At 58.3% G+C, this 23,923-nt stretch carries 45 protein-coding genes; 23 read left to right on the plus strand and 22 right to left on the minus strand.

Going from position 1 to position 23,923, the window contains the following annotated elements; genetic code table 11:
• Position 1: 1 nt before the first annotated feature.
• The 20 genes from ACYZTS_RS00170 to ACYZTS_RS00265 all read right to left on the minus strand — a co-directional run bounded on the left by ACYZTS_RS00170 (position 2) and on the right by ACYZTS_RS00265 (position 10,625).
• Complete coding sequence (locus ACYZTS_RS00170; protein ID WP_461993127.1) at positions 2-322, minus strand: hypothetical protein; 321 nt, start codon at positions 320-322, stop codon at positions 2-4.
• Between the two features lie 10 nt (positions 323-332).
• Complete coding sequence (locus tag ACYZTS_RS00175; protein WP_461993129.1) at positions 333-1,793, minus strand: phage terminase large subunit family protein; 1,461 nt, start codon at positions 1,791-1,793, stop codon at positions 333-335.
• On the minus strand, positions 1,753-2,382 hold the full coding sequence (locus ACYZTS_RS00180) for a hypothetical protein (RefSeq protein WP_461993131.1): 630 nt from the start codon (positions 2,380-2,382) through the stop codon (positions 1,753-1,755). The genes ACYZTS_RS00175 and ACYZTS_RS00180 overlap by 41 nt, the downstream gene beginning before the upstream one ends.
• Before the next feature lie 3 nt (positions 2,383-2,385).
• Complete coding sequence (locus ACYZTS_RS00185; protein ID WP_461993133.1) at positions 2,386-2,622, minus strand: hypothetical protein; 237 nt, start codon at positions 2,620-2,622, stop codon at positions 2,386-2,388.
• Positions 2,619-2,855 carry an Rz1-like lysis system protein LysC gene (lysC, locus tag ACYZTS_RS00190; protein ID WP_461993135.1) on the minus strand — a complete coding sequence of 79 codons (237 nt, stop codon included), beginning with the start codon at positions 2,853-2,855 and terminating at the stop codon, positions 2,619-2,621. The genes ACYZTS_RS00185 and lysC overlap by 4 nt, the downstream gene beginning before the upstream one ends.
• Positions 2,776-3,159, minus strand: coding sequence for a hypothetical protein (locus ACYZTS_RS00195; protein ID WP_461993137.1), 384 nt, complete (start codon positions 3,157-3,159; stop codon positions 2,776-2,778). Before ACYZTS_RS00195 ends, lysC begins: the two co-directional genes overlap by 80 nt.
• A complete protein-coding gene (locus ACYZTS_RS00200) occupies positions 3,156-3,578 on the minus strand; it encodes a structural protein (protein WP_461993139.1) in 423 nt (140 codons plus the stop codon). The genes ACYZTS_RS00195 and ACYZTS_RS00200 overlap by 4 nt, the downstream gene beginning before the upstream one ends.
• Positions 3,575-3,916, minus strand: a complete 342-nt coding sequence (locus ACYZTS_RS00205) for a phage holin, lambda family (protein ID WP_461993141.1) — start codon at positions 3,914-3,916, stop codon at positions 3,575-3,577. Before ACYZTS_RS00205 ends, ACYZTS_RS00200 begins: the two co-directional genes overlap by 4 nt.
• Before the next feature lie 400 nt (positions 3,917-4,316).
• A complete protein-coding gene (locus ACYZTS_RS00210) occupies positions 4,317-4,649 on the minus strand; it encodes a hypothetical protein (protein WP_461993143.1) in 333 nt (110 codons plus the stop codon).
• Between the two features lie 22 nt (positions 4,650-4,671).
• Positions 4,672-4,965 carry a hypothetical protein gene (locus ACYZTS_RS00215; protein WP_461993144.1) on the minus strand — a complete coding sequence of 98 codons (294 nt, stop codon included), beginning with the start codon at positions 4,963-4,965 and terminating at the stop codon, positions 4,672-4,674.
• Positions 4,962-5,321: an antiterminator Q family protein gene (locus ACYZTS_RS00220; protein WP_461993146.1), complete on the minus strand. Its 360-nt coding sequence runs from the start codon at positions 5,319-5,321 to the stop codon at positions 4,962-4,964. Before ACYZTS_RS00220 ends, ACYZTS_RS00215 begins: the two co-directional genes overlap by 4 nt.
• Complete coding sequence (locus ACYZTS_RS00225) at positions 5,318-5,911, minus strand: recombination protein NinG (protein WP_461993148.1); 594 nt, start codon at positions 5,909-5,911, stop codon at positions 5,318-5,320. The genes ACYZTS_RS00220 and ACYZTS_RS00225 overlap by 4 nt, the downstream gene beginning before the upstream one ends.
• Positions 5,911-6,327: a recombination protein NinB gene (locus ACYZTS_RS00230; RefSeq protein ID WP_150712704.1), complete on the minus strand. Its 417-nt coding sequence runs from the start codon at positions 6,325-6,327 to the stop codon at positions 5,911-5,913. Before ACYZTS_RS00230 ends, ACYZTS_RS00225 begins: the two co-directional genes overlap by 1 nt.
• The gene (locus tag ACYZTS_RS00235; protein ID WP_461993150.1) at positions 6,320-6,913 is read right to left on the minus strand and encodes a hypothetical protein; all 594 of its coding nucleotides are present in this window, start codon (positions 6,911-6,913) and stop codon (positions 6,320-6,322) included. Before ACYZTS_RS00235 ends, ACYZTS_RS00230 begins: the two co-directional genes overlap by 8 nt.
• Before the next feature lie 183 nt (positions 6,914-7,096).
• Positions 7,097-7,300: a hypothetical protein gene (locus ACYZTS_RS00240; RefSeq protein ID WP_461993152.1), complete on the minus strand. Its 204-nt coding sequence runs from the start codon at positions 7,298-7,300 to the stop codon at positions 7,097-7,099.
• The gene (gene dnaB / locus ACYZTS_RS00245; RefSeq protein WP_461993154.1) at positions 7,300-8,640 is read right to left on the minus strand and encodes a replicative DNA helicase; all 1,341 of its coding nucleotides are present in this window, start codon (positions 8,638-8,640) and stop codon (positions 7,300-7,302) included. Before dnaB ends, ACYZTS_RS00240 begins: the two co-directional genes overlap by 1 nt.
• Complete coding sequence (locus ACYZTS_RS00250) at positions 8,637-9,644, minus strand: replication protein (RefSeq protein WP_461993156.1); 1,008 nt, start codon at positions 9,642-9,644, stop codon at positions 8,637-8,639. The genes dnaB and ACYZTS_RS00250 overlap by 4 nt, the downstream gene beginning before the upstream one ends.
• 301 nt (positions 9,645-9,945) lie before the next feature.
• Positions 9,946-10,185: a hypothetical protein gene (locus tag ACYZTS_RS00255; protein ID WP_461993158.1), complete on the minus strand. Its 240-nt coding sequence runs from the start codon at positions 10,183-10,185 to the stop codon at positions 9,946-9,948.
• Between the two features lie 20 nt (positions 10,186-10,205).
• Entirely contained in the window at positions 10,206-10,394 is a 189-nt protein-coding gene (locus ACYZTS_RS00260; protein ID WP_017133288.1) for a hypothetical protein, read from the minus strand.
• Positions 10,395-10,448: 54 nt separating this feature from the next.
• Entirely contained in the window at positions 10,449-10,625 is a 177-nt protein-coding gene (locus tag ACYZTS_RS00265) for a Cro/CI family transcriptional regulator (protein WP_461993161.1), read from the minus strand.
• A gap of 86 nt (positions 10,626-10,711) precedes the next feature.
• On the opposite strand from ACYZTS_RS00265, the gene ACYZTS_RS00270 reads away from it, so the two are divergent.
• A complete protein-coding gene (locus ACYZTS_RS00270; RefSeq protein WP_461993162.1) occupies positions 10,712-11,560 on the plus strand; it encodes an XRE family transcriptional regulator in 849 nt (282 codons plus the stop codon).
• A 9-nt stretch (positions 11,561-11,569) separates the two neighbouring features.
• Entirely contained in the window at positions 11,570-11,845 is a 276-nt protein-coding gene (locus ACYZTS_RS00275; RefSeq protein ID WP_461993164.1) for a hypothetical protein, read from the plus strand.
• Between the two features lie 38 nt (positions 11,846-11,883).
• Here the strand turns inward: ACYZTS_RS00275 and ACYZTS_RS00280 are convergent, their stop codons facing one another.
• Positions 11,884-12,201, minus strand: coding sequence for a DUF1654 domain-containing protein (locus ACYZTS_RS00280; protein ID WP_461993166.1), 318 nt, complete (start codon positions 12,199-12,201; stop codon positions 11,884-11,886).
• Positions 12,202-12,636: 435 nt separating this feature from the next.
• On the opposite strand from ACYZTS_RS00280, the gene ACYZTS_RS00285 reads away from it, so the two are divergent.
• The 21 genes from ACYZTS_RS00285 to ACYZTS_RS00385 all read left to right on the plus strand — a co-directional run bounded on the left by ACYZTS_RS00285 (position 12,637) and on the right by ACYZTS_RS00385 (position 22,938).
• On the plus strand, positions 12,637-12,822 hold the full coding sequence (locus ACYZTS_RS00285) for a hypothetical protein (RefSeq protein WP_461993168.1): 186 nt from the start codon (positions 12,637-12,639) through the stop codon (positions 12,820-12,822).
• Between the two features lie 541 nt (positions 12,823-13,363).
• The gene (locus ACYZTS_RS00290) at positions 13,364-13,657 is read left to right on the plus strand and encodes a hypothetical protein (RefSeq protein WP_461993170.1); all 294 of its coding nucleotides are present in this window, start codon (positions 13,364-13,366) and stop codon (positions 13,655-13,657) included.
• Positions 13,654-13,869, plus strand: coding sequence for a hypothetical protein (locus ACYZTS_RS00295; RefSeq protein ID WP_461993172.1), 216 nt, complete (start codon positions 13,654-13,656; stop codon positions 13,867-13,869). Before ACYZTS_RS00290 ends, ACYZTS_RS00295 begins: the two co-directional genes overlap by 4 nt.
• Complete coding sequence (locus ACYZTS_RS00300; protein ID WP_461993174.1) at positions 13,866-14,069, plus strand: hypothetical protein; 204 nt, start codon at positions 13,866-13,868, stop codon at positions 14,067-14,069. The genes ACYZTS_RS00295 and ACYZTS_RS00300 overlap by 4 nt, the downstream gene beginning before the upstream one ends.
• Positions 14,066-14,590: a hypothetical protein gene (locus ACYZTS_RS00305; RefSeq protein ID WP_461993176.1), complete on the plus strand. Its 525-nt coding sequence runs from the start codon at positions 14,066-14,068 to the stop codon at positions 14,588-14,590. The genes ACYZTS_RS00300 and ACYZTS_RS00305 overlap by 4 nt, the downstream gene beginning before the upstream one ends.
• Before the next feature lie 155 nt (positions 14,591-14,745).
• Positions 14,746-15,903, plus strand: coding sequence for a hypothetical protein (locus ACYZTS_RS00310; protein WP_461993178.1), 1,158 nt, complete (start codon positions 14,746-14,748; stop codon positions 15,901-15,903).
• Positions 15,904-15,910: 7 nt separating this feature from the next.
• A complete protein-coding gene (locus tag ACYZTS_RS00315) occupies positions 15,911-16,855 on the plus strand; it encodes a recombinase RecT (RefSeq protein ID WP_461993180.1) in 945 nt (314 codons plus the stop codon).
• Positions 16,842-17,474 (plus strand): lambda exonuclease family protein, encoded by a 633-nt coding sequence (locus ACYZTS_RS00320; protein ID WP_461993182.1) that lies wholly within the window; start codon positions 16,842-16,844, stop codon positions 17,472-17,474. Before ACYZTS_RS00315 ends, ACYZTS_RS00320 begins: the two co-directional genes overlap by 14 nt.
• Complete coding sequence (locus ACYZTS_RS00325) at positions 17,471-17,812, plus strand: hypothetical protein (RefSeq protein WP_461993184.1); 342 nt, start codon at positions 17,471-17,473, stop codon at positions 17,810-17,812. Before ACYZTS_RS00320 ends, ACYZTS_RS00325 begins: the two co-directional genes overlap by 4 nt.
• Before the next feature lies 1 nt (position 17,813).
• A complete protein-coding gene (locus ACYZTS_RS00330) occupies positions 17,814-18,170 on the plus strand; it encodes a hypothetical protein (protein WP_461993186.1) in 357 nt (118 codons plus the stop codon).
• Between the two features lie 81 nt (positions 18,171-18,251).
• The gene (locus ACYZTS_RS00335; RefSeq protein ID WP_461993189.1) at positions 18,252-18,584 is read left to right on the plus strand and encodes a hypothetical protein; all 333 of its coding nucleotides are present in this window, start codon (positions 18,252-18,254) and stop codon (positions 18,582-18,584) included.
• Entirely contained in the window at positions 18,581-18,796 is a 216-nt protein-coding gene (locus ACYZTS_RS00340) for a hypothetical protein (RefSeq protein ID WP_461993192.1), read from the plus strand. Before ACYZTS_RS00335 ends, ACYZTS_RS00340 begins: the two co-directional genes overlap by 4 nt.
• Before the next feature lie 48 nt (positions 18,797-18,844).
• Complete coding sequence (locus ACYZTS_RS00345; RefSeq protein WP_461993194.1) at positions 18,845-19,123, plus strand: hypothetical protein; 279 nt, start codon at positions 18,845-18,847, stop codon at positions 19,121-19,123.
• Positions 19,124-19,174: 51 nt separating this feature from the next.
• Positions 19,175-19,360, plus strand: a complete 186-nt coding sequence (locus tag ACYZTS_RS00350) for a hypothetical protein (protein ID WP_461993196.1) — start codon at positions 19,175-19,177, stop codon at positions 19,358-19,360.
• Positions 19,353-19,967, plus strand: a complete 615-nt coding sequence (locus tag ACYZTS_RS00355) for a hypothetical protein (RefSeq protein WP_461993198.1) — start codon at positions 19,353-19,355, stop codon at positions 19,965-19,967. Before ACYZTS_RS00350 ends, ACYZTS_RS00355 begins: the two co-directional genes overlap by 8 nt.
• A gap of 105 nt (positions 19,968-20,072) precedes the next feature.
• Positions 20,073-20,567 (plus strand): hypothetical protein, encoded by a 495-nt coding sequence (locus tag ACYZTS_RS00360; protein WP_461993200.1) that lies wholly within the window; start codon positions 20,073-20,075, stop codon positions 20,565-20,567.
• A 64-nt stretch (positions 20,568-20,631) separates the two neighbouring features.
• A complete protein-coding gene (locus tag ACYZTS_RS00365; RefSeq protein WP_461993202.1) occupies positions 20,632-20,895 on the plus strand; it encodes a hypothetical protein in 264 nt (87 codons plus the stop codon).
• A complete protein-coding gene (locus ACYZTS_RS00370; RefSeq protein ID WP_461993204.1) occupies positions 20,892-21,248 on the plus strand; it encodes a hypothetical protein in 357 nt (118 codons plus the stop codon). The genes ACYZTS_RS00365 and ACYZTS_RS00370 overlap by 4 nt, the downstream gene beginning before the upstream one ends.
• A gap of 58 nt (positions 21,249-21,306) precedes the next feature.
• Complete coding sequence (locus ACYZTS_RS00375) at positions 21,307-22,458, plus strand: DNA-methyltransferase (protein WP_461996552.1); 1,152 nt, start codon at positions 21,307-21,309, stop codon at positions 22,456-22,458.
• 46 nt (positions 22,459-22,504) lie between these two features.
• Positions 22,505-22,690 carry a hypothetical protein gene (locus ACYZTS_RS00380; protein WP_461993206.1) on the plus strand — a complete coding sequence of 62 codons (186 nt, stop codon included), beginning with the start codon at positions 22,505-22,507 and terminating at the stop codon, positions 22,688-22,690.
• Complete coding sequence (locus ACYZTS_RS00385) at positions 22,687-22,938, plus strand: hypothetical protein (protein WP_461993208.1); 252 nt, start codon at positions 22,687-22,689, stop codon at positions 22,936-22,938. The genes ACYZTS_RS00380 and ACYZTS_RS00385 overlap by 4 nt, the downstream gene beginning before the upstream one ends.
• A gap of 2 nt (positions 22,939-22,940) precedes the next feature.
• Here ACYZTS_RS00385 and ACYZTS_RS00390 read toward each other — a convergent pair whose 3' ends face one another.
• On the minus strand, positions 22,941-23,918 hold the full coding sequence (locus tag ACYZTS_RS00390; protein ID WP_461993210.1) for a tyrosine-type recombinase/integrase: 978 nt from the start codon (positions 23,916-23,918) through the stop codon (positions 22,941-22,943).
• Positions 23,919-23,923: the final 5 nt, after the last annotated feature.

Here is a 23,923-nt window from a genome sequence, read left to right on the forward strand (position 1 = left end):
GTTATTGCCCCAGCAGGGACTTGGTCCCGGTGGTGGTGCCGGCCGTAGAGCCGCCGAGGATGGTCGAGGACATGCCCGACGCAGCCGCGCGACGGCGCTTCTCTGCATCGCGGGCCGACTGCACTTCCTCCGGCACGTTGGATTCCTGCGGAATGGTCGTGGTCCCGGTCGCGTTCACCTCGGGCTCGTTGCCATTCATCATCCCGTGCTCATCACCCAGCACGCTTGGCAGGCCGAGTTTGTCGAGGATCACGTCACCGCCGCGCAGTGGGTCCCACTTCTTGATGAAGTCAGTGCCTGGTAGTTTGCCTCCGCCACACATGGCTGCTCTCCTATTGGTTGAAGGGGTCGTAATCGGTTTGGTGTGTGCCGTGCTGAGCAGGCTTGCACTGGTACTTCTGACGGGCATATCGCCGCATCATGTAGGCGTAACGGGCCGCAGAGAGGATGTCGTCGTTCAGCTTGACGATCTTTCCGTTCTCGTCGCGGTGATAGCTCATCTTCTCGTCGAAGAAGTCGGTCAGGTGCGAGAACACCTTGAAGCGGCCGGTGGTCATGCGCTCGTACAACTCGACGAGGCCAATCTCGACACCGACGCCGCCGTCCAGCCATGTCGCGTGCGTGGGCAGCATCTGCCATCCCGCATCGACGTAGGCGGCCTTCTGCTGCTCGCCTGAGGACTTCTCCGACTGCAACCCGTCCGATGGCCAGGCCGTCGGCACGTTCTGCGCCCAGGCCTTGATGGTGCCCCACACCGTGGATGGTGTGACCTTGGACTTCTTCCAGGCATGCGCCAGGTAGATCGTGTCCGAGTCCATGTCGATCCACAGCTGCACGTGTGCCTGCGGGTGATCCCAGCCGAAGTCCATGCCGTTGATGACCCAGTAATGATCGGGGCACGGGAACGGCTGGCACTTGATGTCCTCATCCCCGAAGTCGAAGATCAGACCAGTACCCAGCAATGGAAGCCCCTTGGATCGCATGTCGCGCTGCCACTCTGGATACATGCCAAGCAACTTGCGCTGCGTCTCAGCAGTCAAGTGCGGTGCATCGGCCCAAGTGGCGCGCTGAATGTATTGGCCCTCGGCCGGGCAGTCCATGAACTGAACTACCAGTTCGGTGCGCCCGTTCTCCGGCGTAAACGTCAGGATCCCGCGACCGCCCTGCCCCTTATCACCGGTTGCGGTGCGGGTCAGAACCTGCGGGTAGATCGCTTTGTCTCTCGGCTCTTCGTCGATGTGGTACCAGTCGACGCTGTCGCCCATGATTGCGTGCTGGCCCTGGCTGTAGGACCAGAACTGCACCGTGGCTATGCTGCCGGTCTTGTGCCTGACCGTGATCTGTCGCATCGCGCCTGATGTGCCGGTGGCGGACAGGTGGGCAACGATCCGGTCTGCAGGTATCAGGCCGCCAGACCACTTGCCACCTTCCAGCGTGCCGAACAGCGGCGTCTGAAGCAGGTCACGCGTCTTCTCCATCGAGAAGCCCAGCAGCCAGCACATCGGCGCATGGCTGAACTTGTGCCCTTCCCAGTCATCCGGGTAGTCGCCCAACAAGTGCATGGCATCAATGGTCAGGCCGGTGCGCGTTTTGCCAACCCGGTTCGCAGCCATCAGCATGCATGACGTGTTGTCGGCCGTGGCCTTTACGAACTTGTGCTGCCACTCGTACAGCGTTTCGAACTGAAGCAAGTGTCGCCGTTGAGCATCCCGGCGCGCTTTCTCTTCAAGCAGCGCCAGGAGCTCAAGTTTCTCAGCCTTGCTGACCTGAGAGCTTGGCGATTCTGCGATCAAGTTCGTCTTCCGTCAGTTTGCTGCGGTCGTCATTTGGTTGCTCGGCGCCGACGTCATAAGCCTGGCGCTCAAGCGCGATCAGGTTCTTCAGAGTGTCGCCCAGCTCTTTCAGTGTTTTGGTGCGAGTAGGAAGATCGATAACTTTGCGATACAGGTCATTGAGCTTGTCCATGCCGTTGTCATCTGGGCGCTCCAGCAGCTCGCCAAGCTCTTCGAACAACTCGCGGTTATCAGTCAACCCTTCAAGCTCATCCAGAAGCTTGTTGGCCAGCCTGCGGTAACGGCCGATGTCGGTTCGATGCCCAATGCGGATGCTGGCGATTACTTGGGCATTTGCCTCTACCGTGTCCCGCTCCGATTTAATGGTATCCATGGATACCGGAGTGGATACCAGGCTTTTGGATACCAGTGAATCAGCCTTGGCTTTGATCTTCGCTTTGAGGTCGCGCACCCAACCATCCCGCTTGGCGCGCTTGTTGATGGCGCCGTGCGTGATGCCTTGTGATGCTGCAATCTCGCGTACGGACAGCAGGCCGGCGCGGTACAGCTGCTCTATGCGCTCCCAGTCCGGCGTGATCTTATCAGCCACGTCTTACTCCCCGGCCAATTCGGGCGAGGCGGTGCCGGCTTCGTCAGTCTGCGGCGCGGCTTGATCGTCTGTGCTGTGCTCTTCTTCCTCGGATACCTTCATCCACTCGAAGAATGGGAACAGGCCTTGGGTCGCACCAGCGTCACCCACAAAGCGCAGACCGAGAGAGTCCTGCACGTACGTGGCGGCGTTGATGGTGTGCACCACGCCGTCATGGGTCTTGATCAAATACTTGGTCACTTGCTCTTACTCCGCTGAATGGATGCGTCTACCTGATCGGCGCAGGTGTCGAGAAGGTTGATCGCCCGATCCTTGAGGCTCCAGACGTCACCGTTGGTGCGCAGCTCGGCGTCTTCCGTGGTCACTCGCTCACACGGAACGAGTTCAGGCGATTCAATTAGTAGCGCGCTTGTCTTTGTCACTACTGGCGGGCTTGAACAGGCCGCCAGGAATAGGCTGAGCAGCCCAATCACGAACAGGCTTGCTGTTGCGTTTGAGGTCTTCAAAGTCTTTCCTCGCTTGGCGGGCCTTTTGTTCGCTGGCCTTGATGCGCTTGCTCAGGTCCGCCTGAAACGCTGCGTTGCGCTTGGCTTCGGCCTGTAGCGTGGTGATGGTGGCTTGGCTCTCGGCGTTGGCCTGTACGGCTTTGGTCTTTTCACCCTGCTCGAAGGTGACCGACGCCTGGAGAGCCATGACGCGGTATTGCTGTATCCCGATGAGTAATACGGCTACCAGGGCGATCACGGCAGCAAGCGCCATCGCTCGGAGGACGTTCATGCCAGCCCCCGGCGCACACCTTCATTCAGAATTGATTGTGAATATTCGAAGCCGGCGTTTTCGTGGTGGATGATGGCTTTCACGAAACCCTTCATAACCGCTTCGTCTTTGAGATCGATCTCGGCCCCAGGTTTGGTACCGGTACTCTTCTCCACTGCTCGCACGTATGCGGCCGTGTCGTTCTCGACGCTGGGCGCCCAACGATTGATGATCGCCTTGACTGTTTTAAGGTTGTGCTTGTTCTGGTAGGTCAGGAGCAGCTTGGCGAGGGCGCGGATTCCGTTCTCGGGATAATCGAAGCGGGCGAATCGGGGCTTGGACGTTCCAAGCTCAACCCCCAGCTGTCCTTTCCATTTGTTCGCCGGGCTGTAATCAATATTGCCGGGGTTGTTGTTCCTGACTCCGCGGGTGCCGGTCATGCCACGTCCACCTTTTTGCCGATGAACTTGAGGACGAATTCCCTGATGGCGGTTACGCCAAGGAATCCGATCATCCCGCCGGCCGCTACTGAGAGCCCGTCAGGCCATTCCATCCACTTGATGATGCTGCTGGCCGAGAGGCTGAGTCCGCCGCAGATGAGCGACTCCAAGATCACCCGCCACACCTTCGTTTCCTTGGCGTCGTACAGCACGCGAAGGAGAGAAATAGTCGCGGCCATGATTGCTCCCTGCCAAAGGGGATCGCCGACGATACTTCTCAAGACCCGCAAGGCTTCTGCCCATAACGTGGGGTCTTTATCAGGCGTCATCTTTGGCATCTCAGGTATTCCCTTTCGGGATGTAGGCGATAAGAAGGCCTGCGAGGCCTGGCGTAAGTCCGAGGGGGCGGATTCGCCAAAATTGGGGAATAAAAAAGCCCAGCTGGTTTAGGGCTGGGCTTTGCCGGTTACCTTTATCCGGCGCCGAATGTTTCCACCCGGCGGTGCGTTCCGGTCTGATCCGCAGCGTTATGCTGTTTCACTGCCGGTGGAGCTGGGTGCAGATGGCCGGCGCTGATCCCCGGCTTGCTTGATTCGTCTGTTCGCCCAAGCGCGCTACCGTCGCGACCGGCTATTGCTCATCAGCCTGAGCATTCATCTGCATAAAACAAAAAGCCCGACTCAATGGCCGGGCTTATCTGAAGCGGTAAAACCGCAATCTGGTGTTAATGTGCCACTTTCAAGTTAACACGTCAATGGATTTACCGATCTCGGCAGCGGCGCGGACAATCTGACGCCTGACAACTTGAAGATGGTTTTCTTCCGAGCAACTTTGGTGCGCAGCCAGACTTTTACCGAAGCGATCATTCACATAAGGGCCTTGCCCATTCATCTCGACGCAGAAGTCCAGCATCACCGCCAGGCGCAGCGCATCGCCGTCGTCATTGAGCGGATTCCACGCGCTTCCATTCCAGTGTGGAGGGAATGCGAGATATTGATGACCTAATGCATGGTCTCGATATTCGCCGCCGATAGCGATAGCTGCCAGTTCCAATAATTCACGGTCAGTCATGACGATCCTCCGGCTCGACGAATCATACTTTGCTCCTTGCAATGAGGTAATCAATCGCGGCATCAAGATTCTCGCCATCATTATTTGTTACTTCTTCCCTGGAAGAAGCGACCCAAAGAAAATCTGGCCGCTCCCTCCACGGTATTTTATCAACTTCATCCTCCCAGCAGCCCGTACTGCGCAGCCACTGATACCGCTCGGCGTCTCTCTCGGCGGCACGTAAACGCGATACCAGTTCCCGCAATAAGCTCTCGCTCGCGACGTCAGACCAGTGATAGGTCGCGAGGTCCATTTCAAGTTGGTCGAGATCTGTCATGCCGCCATCCTCATCTCGAGACATCCTTCAATGAACGCGTGGCCGGCGATGATCAGCTCGCGCACCTTCAGCCGCGCCAAGCCCAATTCCTTGCCGACCTCTGCCATGGTCTTATCTATCCCCCGATAATACACGCGAATGCATGCGGCCATGTCAGGGCGTTTGCGGCCCATCACAGCGACCAGTCGATCAATCATCAGCGCATCTTCGTCCGTGATACTCGCGGCGGGCAGGCAATCCATTTGCTCAACGTTATCGCGCATCAGGACGTATGAGGGGGAGGTGCAGCGAGGAACACCCACTTGCTGACGGCTCCAGCGGCCCCACTGGGTCAAAAGATCTTCTGCGTCTCTCATGCTGCCGCCCTCTTGAGTTCTCTGGTCTTCGCCCGGTAGTGAGCCTTGATGGCCTTGATCTCTTCCACGGTGTACTTGCGTACGCTCTGGTCGGACTCCAGCGCGTCGACGGCCTCCTGGCCAATGCGCGCAATCAGGCCGATCCGGTAATCCACGGCATTACCCGAGAGAAACCGGTTGTCCTGCTTGCTCTGGGCATGGCAGTTGCGCTCATCGAAGCGAAGGTGCGGCGCGGATCCGACGCTGCGGTAATGGCCGGCATCTACCGCGTTTCCGCTCCAGTCCAATGGCTTGCCGCTGGATATGCAGAGGTGGCCGGCGGCCTGATCGCGTGCGCGGATGTATTCGTTGAAAGCCTGCTGAGCTTCGCGGATGTGGTCGCCGCGACTCTTCAGCTTCTCCTTGCGGACCTTGATCTCTTTGCGCTCGATCTGGGCCAGCGACTTGCGTGCCTTCTCGCGGTTCACGTCGGCGGTGGCCAGCGCGCACTTAGGACTGCACACCGCCTGCTCGAGGCGCTGAGGCACGAAAGAGGCCCTGCATACTGAGTTCTTGCAGGTCTTGGCCTTCGGTTGTTTGGTGGCGAGCATCAGTAACGACCCTCCCACAAATCCTTCTGCGTCCAGCGGACATCGTGCTCGGCGCCGAATGCTGCGATCCACTCCAACAGGCTTGCGCACTGCTTCACGGTCAGCTTCGACGTACGTTCGTAGATCACGTCGAACCCGTGGCCATCGACCGCAGGAATCATCTGAGGCTGATCGCCGGCCTCGCGCAACCACGCAGCGGTCAGCAGGCGCTTCCAGATGAGCACGTCCCACTTGCGGCCGGCGTGCTCCACCTGGTTGGCGATGTCGGTCAGCGATGCGTGAAGTTTCTTGTTCTGCTCCCCACTGCGGTCGAGATCCTTGATGATGATCTTCTTCGGCTTCGTGAAATCTGTGCCGTCGAGGAAGCCATTGAGGCGGCTGGTGTCTGTGCGGTGACGCATGACTATCTCAACCATGGGAAGGCTCCTTGCTCATGGCGGCGTCGCAATTCGCGCACACGCCGTTGTTCGCATCCATGAACCCCGCGCCGTAGCTGTTGGCCGCATGGCCGTCACCGCAGGCGCACCAGATGATTTCTTTGCTCGGGACGAGCTTGCGCAGAACCTCGTTCTCAGCCTTGAGCCCCTGCACTACCTGCTCATAGGCTTCGTAGCCGGTCTTGAGGCCTGCGTTTTCGGCCTTGAGGTGGTCGCGCTCGGCATATGCCGTTTCCAGCATCGCCTGCGCAGCACACAACTGATGTCCAAGCTCCTCAGCAACTTGGGCAGCGTGCTCGCCGGACTCGAAACCTTCGATATCGGCAGATAGGCGCTCGTTTTCGGCGATCAGGGCCAAGACCGTCGCAGGATTGGCGGCGAGCACCAGATCCGCGTAATCCTTGTTCTGTGCCATGAACTCGGGGAATGACCGGTTCTGATGCACGTCAAAGACGATGCCGTTGTCGTTGCGGATGTAAAGCGCGCCGTGACTGCGCATGAAACGAAGCGGCTGATGCTGCTGGCACGCCTCGGCAATAATTTTCAATTCGCTGTAGTCAGTCATGCCACCACCCTCGCGAAGGAATACCCATCACGTCCGTCGTGAATTACTACCGACGTATTGAGCAGGGCTTTCAGTTGTTCCCAGGTGATGATCATGCTGTCACCGCCATTGTGATCAGGACGCAGTAGATACCGATGCCGAAGCCAGCAAGGCCGCAAGCAAATCCGATTTGGGTTTTAGTGGTCATGTCCGTTGCTCCGCTGCTTCAAGTTTCGCGCGCAATACTTCGTTTTCAGCGATCAACTCCAGCACCACGCAACACCAGTCAGGGATTTCGATGCGCAACATCTTTACGGATTGCACCCACTTTTCAATTTGCTCGCTGTTAGTGCAGTCGCGCAGACTCATCTCTTCGAGGGCAAGATATTTAAGCTTGTTGGTATCCATCAGAAATTCACCTTCACGACGTTGTCTTGGCGGGCGTGGCTGGCCAGCGGAAGGAAGCGGGACTTGGCGCCCTGGAAGGCGGTCGGCACCATGCCGATTTCGCCATCCCGGTTTTTGCGGATGAGAATTTCGCCGATGCCTTTGTCCTGAGTGTTCGGGTGATAGACCTCGTCCCGGTACACGAACATGACGATGTCGGCGTCCTGCTCGATAGCCCCCGACTCACGCAGATCGCTGAGCACGGGGCGCTTGTCTGGTCGGCCTTCACAGCCGCGATTGAGCTGGGACAGGATGATCACCGGGCAATCCAGCTCGCGAGCCAGCAGCTTGATCTGGCGAGACATGGCGGTGACATCTTCGGTGCGACCCTTGCCCTCGCCTTCGACGAGCCCGAGATAATCAATGACGACAAGGCCGAGGCCGCCCATGCGGTGGGACTGGCGGCGGGCAATTGAGCGGATGCGAGGCATGGTCATGACTGGCACGTCGGACACCGCTATCGGCGCGTCGCGAAGCCTGAGCACGGCAGCGTTCAGCTCGGTTACATAGTCGTTGCTGCACTCACCGGTTTTCAGCGACGGAAGCGGGATGCCTCCAACAGCGGCAAGCAGACGGTCCATGAGCTGGGTCTTGCTCATTTCCAGGCTGATGACCAGAACCGGTTTTTTCTGGTTGATGGCCACATCTGCGGCGATGTTCATTGCCAGGGTTGTCTTGCCCATTGCAGGACGCCCGGCAACTACGATCATCTGCCCGGACTTAAGCCCTTGCGTGAATCCATCCAGATCAGGGAGCCCGGTACCGAGACCGTCGATGGCTACGCCCGCCGCGAACTTGTCGAGCCGATCCTGCAGGATCTCGACGTGCTCCATGAGGATGTCGCCGACCATCTGGCACTCGCCATCGCTGCCGCTGCTGTCCAGGCCAAGCACGATCGATTGAGCGAGGGATATCTTGTCCTCGATGCTGGCTTCTTCGTGCGCCACCTCGTTGATTCTTGCGGCGGCAGCTGACATCAGGCGGCAGACGGCCCGCTCGCGAATGATCTTTGCGTAAACCATCGCGTTAGCAACGCTGGCCGTGTTGGATTGGATCTCGGCGGCATACGCCATGACACGTACACCACTCGCAAGCTCAGCGCGGCGGTCGTTCAGGGTTACGATGTCGACTGGCTGGCCATCGGCATGCATTTCCAGAATCAGGCGGTACAGCTCGGCGTTGTCATCCCACGAAAAGGCGTCAGCGGATAGCTGGTCGCTGAGCACATCGATCAGGTGGGGCTGGCAGAGCATGGCGCCAATCACGCCGTGCTCGGCCTCAAGGCTTCGAAGTTCCATCATTGGGATGCCTCCGACACTTCGCGAAAGACTGCGCGACTAACGAGGGCCTCAAGACGCGGCGCGACGTTGGCGCCACGGAAGAACACCTGGCTTCGGTTGTTTGCTTTCTGGAAGAACGGGAGCCAGAAGCCCTGCCCGCTCTGGTGAGTCGGCGACTCGTTCCAGCGCTCGGCGATCATGCTGCGCAAAACCTTGTCGCTCGCCACGGTGACGGCCGGCAGGTTCGGGCAGACCTTGTGGTACAGGTCGATGATCTTGTCCACCGGGACGCCGGCCTCAGACGCGCCACTTGGATTCTTCTTGAATTCGCGACCCAACCAGTTGACCAGGAAGCGGCGCCAGTCCTTTTTCGGCTTGCTCCCACTGGCCCAGGCGGCGGCACGCTTGATCTCGGCCTCAACATCGGTCGGCGAGTAGGCTTCTGCCCACTTGGTGATCAGGGTGGCGTCGACTTCGAAATCTTCACCATCGAACGAAACCAGAGCTGCTGGCTTTTCGGTTTTGATTTCAGGCTGGGTGGGTTTCGCCCCTTGGGGGGCAGTAATCTGTTTCGTAGAAACAGTTACTAGGGGTTCTTTCTTTGTATAAAGAAGGGAGTCGTCGGATTTGGTCTGTCTCGCAATACTGACGACTCGGTCCGAATGATCCGAGTCGGACGATATGGTCTGATTCGGACATTCATTTTTGGTGTCGTAGAAGATCCATTCAGAGGGGTCGCTGATACCGATATCGCCACGGGCTCCTCCAACGCGGTAGAGAATCCGGCGCTTGAGCAAGTGGCTGATGGCCTTGGAAGCGACGTCAGGATGAATGTTTGTCGCCTTGGATATCTCGGTAGCCTGGATGCGAGCTTCGGGCACATGGAAGCCTATGGTGGCTCTGGCCACGTACAGTGCAACCTTCAGCTCTCGCCCAGGCAGATCGACAACCATCAAGGCTTCGATGAGCTTGTTTTCCATCCGGGTGAAACCCCCGGTGATTTTGAGAGGAATGACATTGTTCATGGGCGAGCGCCTTCCGACGACGCCAGGAAAGCCTGGAGATGATCAAGGCATTCGCGCACGAGCTTATTTTTGGATGGCTTGGAGTACTGGAAGCGAATCTGCTTCGCGGCGCTCATTGCTGCGTCGAGGTGGAAATTGCAGCGCGACACGTTTTGCGATTGCAGAAAATGTGTCGCGGACTTTTTCAGGCCCTGTACATCAATGTCAGAGGTATGCATAATCGGCCTCACAGAGTTTCAAGTTATGTGCAGCACGAAAAGCCGGGATTGCGCCCCGGCTTTTTTGTGTCTGCGATTTGGCTTCATTCACTTTTCAGGCCCTCATCAGGCCCAGCTCTCGCTGGGTTGTACGGTCGCCGGAATGGCTGAACTGTCCCCGGCATCGTCTTCGGTCTTGTCCTGGCAACGATGTGGCGCTCAATCAATTCCTTCACCAGTTGTTGTGGCGTGATTCCAAGTTCGGCGGCTGCCTGTTCAAGGAATTGGATGTCTTCAGCATCCGCGAGCTGTCCCAAAGACAGATCGCTCTGGTTCTCAGGCATAGAGCCTCCATTGCGGGCCTTCAGGCCATGTCTTGAACACGGGTAAGCTCATCCCTCATCTGCTGAATGGCAGCTTTCAGAATTTCCCGCGCCAGAACGGCTTTCTGGGTTCCGTGGATCTTGGCGAGCGATCGCAGATAGCTGTCGTATTCATCGCTCAAACGAACCTTTGTTTCGTTGTGATTTAAGTGCTTAGGGTCTTCGTACATGTGTTGCTCCTTGCGGCTTTTGAAGGTTCAGAAATGTTGAGTAGGACGGCACGGCTACGCAGCTTGGGATTTCTGCTCAGCTTTCAGCTCACCTTGAGTGATTCGCTCGATCTGGTACTGGCGCAACTCGGGCACGCCGTCCCACTGGCGGACGGCCTCGTAGGTGACGCTGAGTGCTTTAGCCAGCGCCGAGACGGAGCCGAAATGCTTGATTGCTTGTGTTTTGGTCATGCCGACCTCCTTTGCTTACCCATATTCAAGCATGCTTGTGTTTGCAAGGCAAGCATGCTTGACAAGCTCTCTTGTAGATTGCTCGCATGAAAATTACTGATCGAATTACGAAACTCGTTTTAGCCAGAAAGCCCGAGGTAGGCGCTCGCGGCTTTAAGCGAGACATCGCGACCACTTGCGGGGTCAGTTATGAAGCTGTGCGCCAGTGGTTTGCCGGCGACACCAGCAACATAAAGAATGAAAACCTGAGCGCGATTGCCGAGGGCTACGACACGACCGTCGACTGGCTGCTTTCCGGTAAGGGCGAGCCGCCGCGCCGCAGGGAGCTGGTCACGATTCAGGCCGAGACCCAGTCGTCGGCTGACATCGTTCGCCAGATGCTGGCCAAGCACGGGAAGAATTTACCGGAAGACGCTCGGCAGAAAATCGCTGATGCAGTGCAAGAGACGGCGCTTGAGGTGAGATCGGGGAATGTAATCGCGGCGGACTTCTCGGGCATCAAAGCGACAGCCGACGAAATCCTGATCCCACAGTACGACATCCGTGCCGCGATGGGTCATGGACAGGTGCCGGCCGATTACAATGAAGCCATCCGCAACCTGGTGGTGCGCGAAGATGTCCTGCGCGAGAAGGGAGTGACCTACACGTCGGCCGCAGCCCTGGCACTGATCACTGGCTGGGGTCAGAGCATGGAAGGCACGATCAATGACAAGGACCCCGTCGTGGTTGATCGTGGCGTGTCCGAGTTTATTGGTGAAGGTCTATATGTCATCACCTGGCACGACCTGCTTTACATCAAACGTCTGCAGATGATCGATGCTGACCACTACCTGCTCATCTCGGACAACAAACACTACGAAAACCAGCAGGCGCTGATTGATGACGTCAGGATCCACGCCAAGGTTCTGCTGATCTGGAACGCGAAGAAAGCTTGAGGGATGGCCATGACCACTGATCTCGCACAGATGAACACCAAGGCTTCTCTGCTCACCACTATGACGTTTCTCGCCGGCGGCCTCATGGTCTTGCTGGAGCTGTGCCTTTACGCCCTCAACGTCGACTCATCAGGGAAGCTGTTCACCGCTGGGATGGTTTTGCTCTTGGCCGGTGCGCTGCTGTCGGCGCTGACCGAGAGGACCAGACCCAAGATGGAGGACATGCTCACTGTCGCGGCCGGCCTTTGCTTCTTCGGCTGGCTCGGCTGGAAAGCCTTTAACTGAGGTTGCGAGGGCCCGCCAAGATGCGGGCCTTTTGTATGTCAGAACGGCGCGGGCTCCGCCGCCACTTCAAAATCTTCTGCTTCTACCACTCGATCCTCATCAGATCGCGCTTCCCACTTCAGCGTGACTGAATCGTCATCGTTGAATGTCATCTCTAGATCGTCCGTCTCGGACAATAACCCCATCACCTCGTCCCACTCCCGATCTCCGTCCGTGTCCAATCTGTGAATGGTCACCCACCGCTGATGCTGCGCGGTTGGATGGTTGATCATTGACGAAACCCTCAAGCCCAGCCGCTCTATTCCGCTCACTACATGCCGTTGAGCCTGTGCCGCGCCACCCTTCTGCTTTGCCATAAAACCTCCTTTTTGTTTGCTGTATATCCGTACAGTACGAAAAATAAATACAAGCGTGCTTGCATTCGAAACACCAGCATGCTTTTATTAATGCAAGCCGACTTGCACTTCAAACACAAGAGCAGTTGGACAGGGCCTCAACAGACCCACCGCTCTTTAACAGTTCAGGATCCTCGCCATCGACTACCCCGGACCCGATCCGGTAAGTGCGAGCAACAAATAGTCGATGCCATGCCAGCTCTGGAACTGGCCGTGCTCACCAGATGTGAGTACGCGAAACCACGCAAGCCAGCCGGGAATAACACTGCACACGAAATGTGTGACCCGGCCAGGTGGGGAAACCGAGGCGATGCGCGTGGTGGAGAAAACAGATTTCACTGGCTGGCCTTGGCGACAGGGCCAGACGGGAAATCAAACACCCTGGAGGGTAAGACGATGCCTAACCCAAACAGCCCCAACGACTGCTACCAGCGCCACGGCTATACGGTTGAGCGGACACCGCGCCGGAATGGCCCTGGCTTCCACCGAGCGATCTACGACCAGAACGGACAGCAGGTTCTGAGCCGTGCTGGATACGACGCAGAGATTCAGTTCTGCATTGAGCACGGGCTGACGCTGTAAGAATGTCAGGCCCCACTGCAAACCGTGTAGCTGTCGTCGGCAGCACTTGAAACGGAATGTATGGGCCTGCTCCACGTCAGCCTGACGAAAACTGCCCTTATGCAGCGATGGTTGGGAGCGTGGGTGGTCACGCTGAAAGCTGCCTTGAACCCACCCGATGACCTCGAAAGAGGCCGCATCGGTAGATCAACTGGTCGAGGACAACCCCGCCGCTCATGCGCATGCCGAAGCGGGTCGAGCTATGAAGTCAGTTGATCTACCGATGCGGACGAAATCGCGGCCTATAACCGCCCACCTGCACCCAGCTGCCAGAGCACGCCGCTGCAGTTGAAAACCAGTACGGAGGATTGGCAGCCATGTGAACTTCAGATACTTGCGCGGCCCACATGGCTCCGCAGGCTGTTACGTAAAGAGGGAAAGGCCCGGTTTCGACTGGGCCTTTTTATTGAACTCAGTCGCATGCCTTCCCTTGCGCCCAACGGCAACTGGCAGGAACGAAGGCAGCCGAGTGAATTCAACCAACCGCCACTTGGAGGCGACCATGACTTACGAAGTGATTGTTGAAGGGTTCGTCCTCCAGGTGGAGGTGACCCATTGCGAGAATATCGCGCCCTGCTTTAACAGCTGGAACAGCGATTGGGACTTTTACGGCAGCCGCGAGCTGGAGTTCAAAGTCGAGTCGGCCATCTGCTATGACGATGATGGCGTGCCAATGGACGTTAGGCCGCATCAGCTGCCGGTGGTGGCTCACCAGTTCGGCCAACAGATTGAAACCGCACTGTGGGTTGAGATTGACGCCATGCAACGCCGCAAGAATGGTCGGTGGGCGGCATGAGCACCAGCAGCCACGATCTGGCCATCGGCATGCTCGACGGTTATGTCGCAAGCATGATCGACACGCAATGCAGCGCAATCGCAGTGAGGGCTTCGGCCAACACCGCCCTGCTGATCTTCCGCACCCTGAGCGTTATCACTGCGGACGAAGAAGCCCACTACACCGAACGCCTGCGCCGTGTTTATGAGCGCCGACAAGGAAGGGTTGCATGACGACTGCACCGGTTAAATCGCTGATCGACGAGCAGATTGAAGAGCTGGCCGCCGACCGCATGATCCTCGCCTTTACCCATACCAAGTGGCTGGGCGCCCTGTCGCTGGCCCACGATGCCGGCATCCCGAACGTGCATGCATGGAGTGGTCGGGCCTGCATGTGTGGTGAGTGGACTGTGGCTTATGAGGTGAAGGCATGAATATTGATTGGAGCAAGGCGCCGCACTGGGCGAAGCGGCATGGATTCAATAGTTTTAACCAGGCCGCCTGGATTGGCGAAAAGAATTATCAGTATGTTGAGGACATAGGTATCTGGGAGTTCGGCACTACCGGATACGAGCTTTCTGCGTTTCACGGCTTAACTGAGCGACCTGTTGTCTGGACAGGCGAAGGCCTGCCGCCTGTTGGTACTGAGCTGGAAGCTGGCTTTGCATGCGAAGAATTCGAGATGTGGCACAAAGGTGTTTGCGTAGCTGTTGGCGAAGACCCGGAAGGCCGCGAAGAATTCTGCGTAGTCAAGTTCGGAAACAAGCTGGCGATGTACACGGATGAAGGAAGGCGTATGCGCCCCATTCGGACCCCCGAGCGGATAGCGGCGGATGAACGGGAGGCGGCGTGCCGGCAACTGCTGAAAGACTGCTATCAGGATGAAAACGCGTTTGCGCTGATTCAGGCAGGTCGACTGTACGACGCGGGATGGCGTAAGCAGGCAGCGCAGTGACCTCCTACCAGCGCGCCAAGCGCATCTACCTCTGGAGAGGTTCGGGAATCGTTCTGGCCGGCACCACTCTCGTGATGTTGCTCAGCGCCCTCGCTGATTGCATCACCCAATAACCCCACCTTCAAACGCTGCGTGCATCGCGGCAGGGATTCCTTATGTCCGCAGAACAGCAAGTCATCACCATTGATGACATCAGCGCCGATAACGCGCCGGCCATCTACGTTACTGGCGGCCTGGGTCGCTTCCTAGAAGCGGTAGCTGCTGAAGTCTCCGCAGAAGTGCCAGACCTGACCACCCGCAAAGGCCGGGAGCGCATTGCCTCGCTGGCTGCGAAGGTCAGCAAGTCAAAGGCTGCTGTCGAAAAGCCGGGCCGCGACTACCTGAAGCGCCTGAAGGAAATGCCGAAGGTGGTCGAGACTGAATTGCGTGAGTTCGTCACCAAGATGGACGCCCTCCGCGATGCCACTCGCCAGCCGCTGACGGAATGGGAGCAGGCCGAGCTTGCCCGCACTGACGGACACGTCGATCGCATCCAGAGCATGAGAGACCTGCTCGTTTTGGATGCCACGCCGACCGCCGCAGAGGTTGGTCAGCTCATTGCCAACCTCGAGTTGGTGCCGATGGATGACAGCTGGGAAGAGTTTCTTGCTGAGGCCGCCCAGGTGAAGGATCAGACGCTTGCCAAGCTGCGCGTTCTGATGGCCGAGCGCACCCAGTACGAAGCCGAGCAGGCCGAACTGATCCGGTTACGCGCCGAGTCCGAAGCGCAAGCACGGCGTGACCGTGAGGCAGAGATTGCCCGCGTTGCTGCTGAACAGGCTCGTATCGAAGCCGAGCAGCGGGCACAGGCTGAACGTGATGCCGCAGCACGCAGAGAACAGGAGCTACTTGATCAGGCAGCAGTCGCGCAACGCGCCACTGAACAGGCTGCACGGGACGCCGAGGCCGCCGCCGAACGCCAGCTCATGCAACTGGAACTACAGGCCGAACAAGCCCGCACAGCAGCGGCGCAGGCCGAAGCCAGTCGTGTTGCCGCCGAACAGCGAGCCGAGCAGGAACGAGTCGCCGCAGTGCTGCGCCAAGAACAAGCAGTCGAGCAAGCGCGTCAGAACGAACTGGCCCGCCAAGCCGCAGCCGTAGCGTTTGAACTGGAGCAGGCTCAGGCCCGCGAAGCTGACAAGGCGCACAAAGGCGCCATCTACAAGGCAGCCAAAGAGGCCTTCATTGCCAACGGCATGAGCGAGGAATGCGCCCGCCTGGCCGTGAAAGTGATCGCCAGCGGCTTTATCCCAGCAATCAGCATTCAATACTGAGGACGACATGAGCACAGCAATCGCAACCATCACGCAAGACATCTATGCGGTGCGAAACCAGTTCGCCAACGTCCTGACTGATCGTTCGCTTAACTTCGAGCGCGAAGCTGAGTTCGCCATTCAGGTCATTACCTCCGGCGAGTACGCCACCAAAATCGCCATGCAGAACCGGCAGTCGGTAGCCAATGCGATCACGAACATCGCTGCGATCGGCATCAGCTTAAACCCGGCCAAAAAACAGGCCTATCTGGTCCCTCGCGACGGCAAGATCTGCCTCGACATCAGTTACATCGGCCTGATGGATTTGGCGATGGCAACCGGCGCGATCCGCTGGGCTCAGGCTGAACTCGTCTATGCGGCCGATTCATTCACTCTGAACGGCTTCGACAAACCACCTTCCCACTCATACAACCCCTTCGCCAAGGATCGCGGCGACGCCATTGGCGTTTACGTGGTGGTCAAAACCGCCGACGGCGATTACCTCACGGAAACGATGAGCATCGATGACGTCAACGCCATCCGCGACCGGTCAAGCGCCTGGAAGGCATGGGTCAGTAAGCAGAAGTCTTGCCCGTGGGTCACTGACCCTGGCGAGATGGCCAAGAAGACCGTCGTCAAGCGCGGCTACAAGTACTGGCCGAAGACTGATCGACTCGAACAGGCCATCCACCACCTGAACACGGATGGCGGCGAAGGCTTGGCCGGCATGCCCGGTTCGGCGCCGACCGATCCTGAGATGGTGAACAGCTGGATCGACTTAGCCCTGAAGGCTGGAAGCCTGGAAGCGCTCGCCGAGGTTTACCACCAAGGCACCGCAGCCATGAAGCAAGCCAAAGACGCTGCAGGTCATTCCCGATTTAAGTCGGAAGTGACCAAGCGCAGCGAAACCCTGAAAGCAGAGGCTGCGCCAATCGAAGGCCAGGCCGAGGAGGTTTTAGATGGAGCAGCGTAGCGCTGAATGGTTTGCGGCACGTCTCGGAAACGTCACGGCCAGCCGCGTAAAGGATGTCATGGCCAACGGGCGAGGCAGCGCGCCGTCTGCCACTCGCAAAAACTACATGATGGAGCTGCTGTGCGAACGCCTTACCGGCCAACAAGGCGGGTCCGACCTCTCGCGTAATGCCGCAGTGCAGCGCGGCGTTGAGCTTGAGCCATTCGCCTGCATGGCCTACGAGGCAGACAAGGGTCTGATGGTCGTCGAAACCGGGCTGGTCATGCACCCCACCATCCAAGGATTCGGGGCATCACCTGACGGCCTTGCCGGGGACGATGGCGTGCTGGAGATCAAGTGCCCCAACACGGCAACCCATATCGCGACGATGCAGTCAGGACGTCACGATCCGCAATACGAATGGCAGATGCTTGCCCAGATGGCCTGCACTGGCCGCCACTGGGCCGACTTCGTGAGCTACGACGACCGCCTTCCTGAAGAGCTGCAATACATATGCTTTCGCTACGACTTCGATTTCAAGCGTGGTCGCGAGATGGAAGCCGAGATCAAGGCCTTCCTTGAAGAGCTGGCAGGGCTTGAAAAGGAAATGCGCGAACGGATGAGGAGCAAAGCAGCATGAGATGGGACGCCCACAAGGCCGCAGAGCCGGCCATCGCCCAAGCCCTGCATCAGTTCGCTGACGCGGGAATCTTCGCCGCGTCGAAGGCGCTGCATCGCTCCACCCGCTCTCTCAACCGAATCGCCATCGAGCATGGCGTCCAGTTCTCGACCTGCACCGCCAAGACGATGGAAGCCCGCCGACAGAAGAGGGCCTCAATGGTCGCTCAGATCAAAGCGCTGGCCGGCACTCGCTCTCAGGTGGAGATCTGCGCGGCACTGGGATTGACCCGGTTCGTGCTTCGCGAGCTCGCGGAAATCCATCACATCGATATCGACAGTCGATCGAAAGGAGACTGATATGGACCCAGCAATAGTAAAAAGCACCGAGCGCCAATGTGAACTGGATGTCGCGAAAGCTGCGTTCTTCGCGGCCAACGGATCAATCCAGCACATCCCTCGCGGCGTCGGCAAAGACAGCTTATCGCCACCAGAAGTGCCGCCACTTCGCTACGGGTACGGGCGAATCGCACCGGTCAAATCAAAGCGTGGCCGGATCATCAGCACAGCCGAGAAAGAGGCGTTGGCTGTGCGGCTGATGGAGTGCAAAGCGGCCGGCATGTCTCGGTACAAGGCGAGCAGGCATCTGGAAATCAGCGAGACGCTCTGTCGAAAGCTGATCAATGACTTCGCCCTCGACTTCCCGGCGACAGGCTAATGCGCAGGATCGCTCGAGTTCAGCAACGCAAACGACAGACCTGGCTGGGAATCCCGGCCAGCGGAATAGAAGAGGTAAGCCATGGCCAAGACCGGACAGGAAAGATCGGCGAAAGCTGCAGCAAAGCGAGTCGAGTACGACGAGAAGGAATTGCGGCATCGCTGCCGGCTCGGCACTCGGCAGACGCTGGAAACGCTCATGGCTTGGAACGAGGATAAAGAGCAGGCCTCGGTCATAGAGGCTTGCTTGCGCTATGTCCACTCGCTTGGGCCGGAAGGCGCTCGCAATGCGTTGAATCAGCGCCACGATATTGTAATCAGTGAAAACGTGGCGCGTGAATTTCACAACCAGAGCTTGCTGGAAATACGACGAGACCCCGGGGACGAAATCGAAAGCCTGGAGCAAGCCGCATGACCCCTCAACCCGAAAGTCCAAACGGGCTATGGCTGCGCCTCGGCTATGCGATAGAGCGCGGTGAACGCGGCAACCGGAAGATACGGCGACCGGATGGATCGGTTGTCCTCATTGAGTCCGACAACGACCACCATGCCGCCGAGATAAGAGCGGCGCGCCTTGAGCTGCTGAACAAGCAGGCATCGTCAAAGCAGCTCGACATATTCGCCTGAATCAAACCCCCTCTTCTTTACGAATCACGCCAGCCGGCGAGGATCACCATGCCCACTGAACAAGCATCAGCCCCGCGCGACGAGCGCTTGGTAACCGTGCCGATGTGGATCATCGAAGCAGTGCGCGCCGAAGTTCGACTTGAGATTCACGTTTGGTCAGAGATGGCGCGGCACGTTGAAGAGTCGCTTGCCCGCGGCGAGCAGGTGCTGCCATGTGACGTGAAGCTGCCGCCGGCCACGGTGCTCCTCAAAGGCACCAAGGTCAGCACGCTGATGCTCGGCCTCCAGCAGCGCAAGAATCTATGCGCGCATTTCCGCCAATTCTAAAAATCCTGAACCCTTCCACCGCCCGGGCATGACCCGGCATAGGACTCCAACATGAGCGAAGTTATTCGATACACCGTCAATCACAGCGACCGCAGCGAGCGCATGGTTCTCGCAGCAGACTTCGACCGGGTCACCGCCGAGCGTGACGCCTTGCAGCTGCTCCTGAACGCAGCGGATCAGCGTGTCGACGACCTCAAGAATGAGATCCTTTGCATGAGGGTTGCCAGTCATGAGTAGCTTGATTCACGGCTGGGGAATAAACGACGCGGGCTATACCGTGCAAGTCAGTAAGACAACCAGAGTTAACGGCGCAAGGAAAGTGAATTACTTATTCGAGTGCCCATTCTATAAACGCTGGGCAGACATGCTTAGACGAAGCATCAGCGCTCAACACAAAGCGGTACACCCTAGTTATTTGCACGTAACGGTCAGCGATGAATGGCAGAGGTTTTCCACATTCCGTGAATGGATGCAGGCAATGCCATGGCAAGGCAATGAGCTGGATAAAGATATTCTCGGCGACGGAAGCCATTACTCTCCCGAAACATGCTGCTTCATCCCTAAAGCCGTCAATCTCTTTTTCACGCGATGCAAACCGAAGTCCGTTGGGTTGGTAGGAGCGAGCTTCGATAAGGCGTCGGGGAAATTCAAATCCCAGTGCAAAATTGGAGATGTTCGCCAATCACTCGGCTACTTCGAGACAGAAGCCGCTGCGCACGCTGCCTGGTTGAACGCAAAAGCCCAGTCGCTCGACATTCTTCTGGGTCGGTATGAGCTTGATACTAAAATCGTCGAGGCTCTACGGGCAAAGATTCACCCGGATAATTTCTGCCAGCAAAGATAACCCACCCCAGAAAATCTTCACTCCCCCCAGAAAATCCTGATTCCCGCCCCTCCCCCTCACTTTTCATTAACTCAAAGTCAGCCGCTATAGCGGCAAGGAATCCGCATGCTCGATGCAAACATCCATCGCTCACTGAACACGCTCACTGCAAGCCAGATGGCCAAGCTGTTGGTGATGCGTCACGGAATCGATGCTTTTGGCTACAAGTACGACAGCGTGGGCGATGCTTCAAAGGGGATCGTTACGCTTGACTATTTGGCATCCATGTCCGGCGAGGATCTGGATCAGCTTTACGATGAGAGCTCGCACGATGATGCGGTCAACGAGGTGCGTTACTGCGCAGTGGGCGCCCCTGGAATTCCGTCTTGGTGCCACTACAGTTGGGAGCGCAACTACGACGTCGATGTGAAGGCCTTCATCCTGCCCGATGGCCGCGCTCTCGCCTTTTGTGAGATGAGCGGCGGCGGCAAACATGGCGAACCAGACGCCTACCCCTGGGTTGAAGAGGCCAAATTCATCAAGGTCTCCGGTGTCGAAGAGCGCGTCATCAAGGCTTACAAGTTCGAGGATATTCCAGAAGCGTCAGAGGTGACGCCGTGATCTTCACCTGCATCGCCGGCTGCACCCTCTTCGTCTGGCTTCCACTTACCCTATGGGAGACATCATGAACGACAAGATCCGCGATGAATTCGAGGCCTGGCACCGCGGCGTTGTCGCGGGCGATCCACCCCACGAGAAATATAACTCTGGGGATTACCGGAATCAGCATGTCCAGCGCTACTGGTTTGGCTGGCAGGCCTCTCGCGAGGCGCTGGTGATTGAGCTGCCCTCGGACACCTGCATAAAGGTAAACAACTACACACCGTTCGAGATGCGTGATTTCTTCGAGCGGAGCGCCAGACGGCTGGGCCTGAAGGTGACGCCATGAACCTCACAGAGAAACAGCAAGCCGTCCTTCACGAGCTTCGAAAGATCGGCCGGGAAAACGCCTACCGCTATCTCGACACTCAACCGTACCTGCACCAGACCGACTGCGAGAAGCTGGCCAGGGGCGACCAAGCGTGTGTGTTTGGCATGGGCGGTCTGACGTATCAGGTTGGACACCGCCTCGGGATAGGCGCCCCCTCCGTGCTGAGCACATTCAAAGCATTGCGCGGGAAAGGGCTGGTGATCCGCGAGGAGTCCTATCCGGACTACCAGCGAGCACGGTACTGGTGGCCGGTTGGATTGGCTGCCGAGCTCGCCGGCGAATTGCTGCCTTCCAGCGAGGTGACGCCATGATCATCCCAGTCTCTGCCCTCGCCTACATGGCCTGGCTCATCTATAGAGGGCCATGGCGATGAGTGAACAGCACCGCATTCTGGTTGGTGATTGCATCGACATGATGCGGACGCTGCCAGACCAATCAGTTCAAACATGCATTACCAGCCCACCTTACTTCGGGTTGCGGGATTACGGTGTCGACGGGCAGATCGGGCTCGAACCAACGCCAGCCGAGTTCATCGCACGCTTGGTCGACGTGTTCCGCGAAGTGCGTCGAGTACTCCGCGACGACGGCACTGCCTGGGTGAACATGGGTGACAGCTATGCCGGAAGCTGGGGTGCGCACGGTCGTGACGACATGGGCGTAGGTGTCTCGACTATCAGCCAGCGCCAAGTGATGGCATCACAGAGGAAGGCGAAAGCCACCACTCACGCCGAGTACAAGCCCAAGGATTTGATGGGCATGCCGTGGCGCTTGGCGTTCGCTCTTCAAGACGACGGTTGGTATCTGCGTCAGGACATTATCTGGCACAAGCCAAACCCAATGCCTGAGTCGACGCGGGACCGGTGCACCAAGGCCCACAAATACATCTTTCTGCTCAGCAAGGCGCGGCGGTACCACTGCGACATGGAGGCGATACGCGAGCCGGCGATTTATGGCGCCACGCCCACCGGCGTCGGTTTCGGTCACGGGTTCGACGCGGTGACGAAGCCTCGGGCAACGGTACCGACCGGCTGGGATACCTCAACCGGGGACGGTGGACACGGCGCTTTTCACAAGGAAGGTGCGGAGCGGGCGCGGCGCGACAGTTTCAAGCGAGAGGATTCGAAGCGAGAGGATTCGAAGCGAGAGCAGGCGATCCCCGGCCAGAACAAAGGCACGCACCGGCCAGATCGGAAGGAAAGCACATGGGATACCGCTACGAGGAACAAGCGCAGCGTGTGGACCGTGGCAACCCACAGTTTCAAAGACGCGCACTTCGCTACTTTCCCGCCCGACCTGATCCGGCCATGCGTTTTGGCCGGGGCTCCCCGCGGCGGTGTAGTGCTGGACCCTTTCGGCGGCGCCGGTACCACAGCGGTTGTCGCCATGCAGGAGGGCCGCAAGTCGATCCTCTGCGAACTCAACCCAGACTATGCCGCCATGGCTCAACGCCGGATCTCGGCTGCGTGGCTCGACGGCGCGGCGCAGATGGACGTGTTTCACGATTCAGCGCCAGCCGCATAAACCCTATCACCACCTTCTGCCGCCACGCGCGGCATGGAGCATCACCATGGCAACTGCTGAATTGCACGGCCAGAAAATCAACTCGTTCGAACAGGGCTACGCGGCGTTTCTCAAGGGTGTCAGCCTCAAGCAGAACCCGTTTGATACGGAAAACGACACGTCTCCATTCTCAAAGCAGAGATGGGCGGACGGTTGGAACAAGGCGCAGCGTGAAGCAGGGAGGAAGGTATGACCGATGAAGCAGAGATTGTTTACGTAGAGGGGTTGGGCAGGATGCTTGGCCGAACGGAGGCTTCGGTCAGAGAGGGGATTCGCCGGGGCGTTGACTGGCTGCCCAAGAGTTTCAAGATGGGCACCAGGCATTGCTGGCTCAAAGAGGATGTGAGGGAGTTTCTGCGTGGGTGCCGCGACGGGGAGAACAAAGCGCCGAAGGTCGGGCGGAAGCGGTTGCCACCGCCGACACTGCGCGGGGTGGCGTGATGCTACCCCAGCTTCTCGGCGAGATCGTTCGGGCAAAGGTGTGTGTATCGCTTGAGCATCGCCAGAGTTTTGTGTCCGGTGATGCTCGCCACTTCCATGATGGAAAGGCCGCGCTCGAACAGGCGGCTGGTCGCTTCATGGCGCATATCGTGAAGGCGGAGGTCTTTGATCGCCGCCGCTTCACAGGCCAGCGCAAAATAGTTGCTCACGCTGTCCAGCTTCAAATGAAAGAACCTGCCGCCGTCGATTGGCGTCGGCAATCCCTCCAAGAGCTCCGCCGCCCGTGTTGATAGCGGGACGGATCGGCGCTCGCCGTTCTTCGTGTCTTCGAGGAATGCGACTCTCCCCCTGATTTGATCTTTCCTGAGCATTACCAGTTCTGACCGGCGCATTGCCGTCTCGACTGCAAGCTCGATAATGACCGGCAGCTCGGCATTGATGACGCCGGCATGCTTGTACAGCGACCTGAGCTCAGCAGTGCTCGGCCGTCGCTCCCGCTGCTTGCTGCCTTTCGGCATGCGGATAGCGGTGCACGGATTCTTCAATCCCTGAATTCCCCAGTCTTTCGCCGCGACTGTGTATAGGTGGCTGATCAGCGCAAGGTTGAGCCTGACGGTTGCCGTGGATTTCCCGGCCTTCAGCTCGGCATCGCGAAATGCTGCCATGTCGCTCGAGCGGATCGCCGCCAGTGATTTGCTGGCGTACTCCGACTTCTGCCACTTCTTGGCGCGCACCTTCTCCTGAGCCGATCCCTTCTTCGCCTCGCTCACCTCATTGACGTACCGGGTCAGCGCTTCATTGAGCGTGGTGCTCTCTGCCTCCCGGGTGTCAACAAATCGCGAGCGCGACATATCGCCCTCGATTTCAGATGCCCATCGCTGGGCTTCTGCTTTGGTGTCGAAGGTGGCTGAAAGCTGGGGGTATCCTTTGCGGCGGATTTGAGCCCGCCATGCGTCGCCGCGCTTTTCGTAAGATGCCATTGGCG

Source organism: Pseudomonas sp. TMB3-21 (genome assembly GCF_054898145.1).